The sequence below is a fragment of the Endozoicomonas sp. ONNA2 genome, from assembly GCF_024606365.1.
GTDB lineage: Bacteria > Pseudomonadota > Gammaproteobacteria > Pseudomonadales > Endozoicomonadaceae > Endozoicomonas.
Genome location: NZ_JAHHPO010000297.1, coordinates 1 through 3,367 on the forward strand (window position 1 = coordinate 1; position 3,367 = coordinate 3,367).

4 protein-coding genes are annotated in these 3,367 nt (G+C 51.0%); 3 read left to right on the plus strand and 1 reads right to left on the minus strand.

The window, feature by feature from the left end; translation table 11 throughout:
• The 3 genes from KDK14_RS05300 to pyrF form a co-directional block, all read left to right on the plus strand.
• Positions 1–217: hypothetical protein (locus tag KDK14_RS05300; protein ID WP_257263976.1), on the plus strand; the 217-nt coding region annotated here is incomplete at its 5' end.
• A 69-nt stretch (positions 218–286) separates the two neighbouring features.
• On the plus strand, positions 287–886 hold the full coding sequence (locus KDK14_RS05305; protein WP_257263977.1) for a glutathione S-transferase family protein: 600 nt from the start codon (positions 287–289) through the stop codon (positions 884–886).
• A gap of 203 nt (positions 887–1,089) precedes the next feature.
• Entirely contained in the window at positions 1,090–1,914 is an 825-nt protein-coding gene (pyrF, locus tag KDK14_RS05310) for an orotidine-5'-phosphate decarboxylase (RefSeq protein ID WP_257263978.1), read from the plus strand.
• Between the two features lie 143 nt (positions 1,915–2,057).
• Here pyrF and KDK14_RS05315 read toward each other — a convergent pair whose 3' ends face one another.
• Positions 2,058–3,131, minus strand: a complete 1,074-nt coding sequence (locus KDK14_RS05315; protein WP_257263979.1) for a hypothetical protein — start codon at positions 3,129–3,131, stop codon at positions 2,058–2,060.
• Positions 3,132–3,367: the final 236 nt, after the last annotated feature.

Genomic DNA, 3,367 nt, shown 5'->3' on the forward strand with positions numbered 1-3,367 from the left:
AGTACCAGCCCAAGTAGCCAGAAATATTCGATTCCATATGGCCAGCTACTTATACCAATTCCACCTTGTGAATATGAAATGCACAGGCTGTAATGAATGGCTTCTTTTCGCCCAACACCTCCCGGCATCTCTCAGCATCAGCTTCATCTTCCCGGCATCAGCTTCATTTCTCCTTCACCGTTATCAGCGTATTTTCTGCCAGCTGATTGTCAACTAAATAGACTTGCACCGTCTTTAAATAAAGAGTACCAATGTCGGATAAATTTTGGCAAACAGGAGAAAACCTGTGTACAAGGTTTATGGAGATGCCATGTCCGGCAACTGCTACAAGATCAAGTTGCTAATGAACCACCTGGATATTGCCTGCGAGTGGGAACACACCAATATTCTGGGTGGCGGAACGCATACCGATGAGTTCCTGGCCATGAACCCCAACGGCAAGATTCCGGTCATGGCACTACCCGACGGGAGTTATCTGTGGGAGTCCAATGCCATTTTGAACTATCTGGCCGACGGCACAGACTATCTCCCTGAAGACCCTTTCCCCAGGGCAAAAGTTCTGCAGTGGCAGTTTTTTGAGCAATACAGTCTCGAGCCTTATATCGCAACGGCCAGGTTTATCGTGAAATTCCTTGGCAGACCGAAAAAACATGAGGCCGCACTGCAGGCCAAGAAACCCAGTGGTTACAAGGCATTGCAGGTCATGGAAACGCACCTGGAGCACCATGACTGGCTGGTTGGGGACCGCATGACCATCGCCGATATCAGCCTGTATGGCTACACCCATGTGGCGCCTGAGGGCGGGTATGGTCTGACCGATTTTCCTTTTATCATGGCCTGGCTTAAACGGGTCAGGGAACATCCAGGGCATGTGAAGATGGGGTGATTGCTTTTAAGGAATCGTCCTGAAATAGCTTCCACATTTGGCGCCACCCGCTGACGCTAACCGAAAAGCAGGAACCGCTTTTGCGGGGGCAGCGACTGTTCTATTCCGGGACAAATCCTGAAGCACCCATCTTCACATGTAAAAGGTAACGGATACTGCTAGACTCCCCGCTCAGCACTTTTTACCAAACGCTGGGGTTAACAATGGGGTTTCTTGATCGGGTTCAGGCTGCCATGGAGGAAAACAACACGCTGTTGTGTGTAGGCCTTGACCCTTCACCCGAGCGCTTTCCTGCCGCTATTCTGGCGATGGAAAGGCCTATTCTGGAATTCAATAAAGCCATTATAGATGCAACCGCCGACCTGGTTTGCTGTTTTAAGCCTCAGGCGGCCTATTATCATGCCTGCGGCGCTGAAGATCAGCTGGCCATGACCATTGGTTACATTCGTACTCAATACCCTGCTATCCCGGTTATTCTCGACGCCAAGCGTGGTGATATTGGTAGTACGGCCAGACAGTACGCCATAGAAGCCTTTGCGCGTTATCAGGCCGATGCGGTGACCATAAACCCCTATATGGGTATCGATACCGTAGTGCCATTCTCACGATATGCTGATAAGGGAACAGTAGTTCTGTGCCGCACCTCAAACCCCGGTGCCGCCGCTATTCAGAACCTCCCTGTCCGGCAGGCCAATGGTGAATCCGCCATGCTGTACGAAGTGATTGCCAGGATGTGTCAGGAGTGGAATGAGAATAACAACATCCTGCTGGTGGTTGGCGCCACAAACCCGAGGGAACTCAAACGTATTCGGGAAATTACCGGCGACATGACGTTCCTGGTGCCAGGCTTGGGTGCTCAGGGTGGTGATGTGGAAGCAACCATTAACAATGGCCTGAACAGCGAAGGCAAGGGCATTATTGTGAACTCATCCCGCGGCATTATTTATGCCAGTGGTGGCGATGACTTTGCTGAAGCCGCAAGAAAGGCAGCGATCGTATTACGGGATCAGGTAAACCGCTATAGATAGGCCGAACCTGTGGCTACTAAAAAATTCCTGAGTAGCCACAGGGGCTGTCCTGAAATAACTTCGAAATTTCTACAGACGCTACCCGCCGCCCGCTTCCCGAAAAGCTTGAACCACTTGTGCTTTTTTGCAAGCTACTTTTTTTGTCAGTCACAATCATCGGGGCTCTGCTGTTTCTGCTCTGGCTGGAACGGATGGTCGCAGTCAGAGGTTGGCGATTGCTCCGGTGGTAAGCCATAAAGTTCCTGGTCTGTCAGCTGCCAAGTATTAAATAACAGGAAACTGCCGGGCATGCTCTGGGGGGCTACCCGTAAGTCAGAGGGGCTGGGTGAACCGCTTGTTTTATCATCAAACAGGTTTGGGGGCGGGCCCACTGATTCAGCCTCTGCCTGCGCAGAGCTTGTTGGGGCAATCAACGAATTTACCGGGGACTTGCAAGGCTCAGCGTCAGATGTCGGGGAGTCCGGTGGTGGACTGAGCAACTCAAAGAATATCTGCTGGATACTCTCATGGTTTTTAGTCAGGAATTTACTGAACTCCAACTCATTAAGCTCACTGACAGATAAGTTTTGTATTTCCTGGTACCGGACTTTCAAGACCTCCATCAGGCAACGGAGATTATTCTCGGTTAAATCCATCTGCAGGGAGTTTTGCAACTGCTGCAGTTGGCTGGCCAGTTTGCGCGAAGTACGTTGTGTGGCTGTGGCTCCCTTTTGGGTCAAATCGCACTGTTGGTCAGACTCATAAGTTTTTGGTATCACATCATCACTGGGAATCGTCCGTTCCAGCTCCGGGTGACTTTCGGCTTCATGGTTATAAAGCTGGGCAAGTGTTCCCCCTGACCAGCGGCAGTCACGCACTGGGCATTGCTGCACCATTACTTCCTCGGCATCAAAACGTTGAAAAGCCCGGTCCTGGTAACACTGCCTGAGGGAAAACGGTCCATGGGCTGGTGACAGAACCATGAATGTTTGCTGCAGTGCCGGAATATCCAGTGGCACGCCTGGTCGTTGTGTGAGTTGTTGCAAGGCCTTGCCCACCAGACAGGATTTGCAAGCTCGCTGCCCGAATGGGGTTTGGTACGGGTTGCGCAGCACTGCCTGGCAGATAATGCACAGAACGTTATGGCTGGTTGGTTCAAGACAACGGATGCTATAGCCGGCAAAGAGGCGTAAATCGGGGTGTAGAGTGTTTCCCGTGGGTTGGATGCCAGCCGTCATTTCTGCACCAGACTCACCATATAATGGCAGCAGGGTGGCGTTTGTTTGGTGATTTTTTAACCAGTCCATTTTTTTGATCACACAATTATGTTTTTAACTACAGAATTTGACATTAATTGTGCAAGAAGGTTCCCGATTATTTGCGGTTTTTGGTGGCTTGGCCTCCCGGGAGGCTGTCCGGGAATAGCGCCCGACTGGGCGTCCCCGTAGCGAGGATGGCAGAAAATTGAGGATAA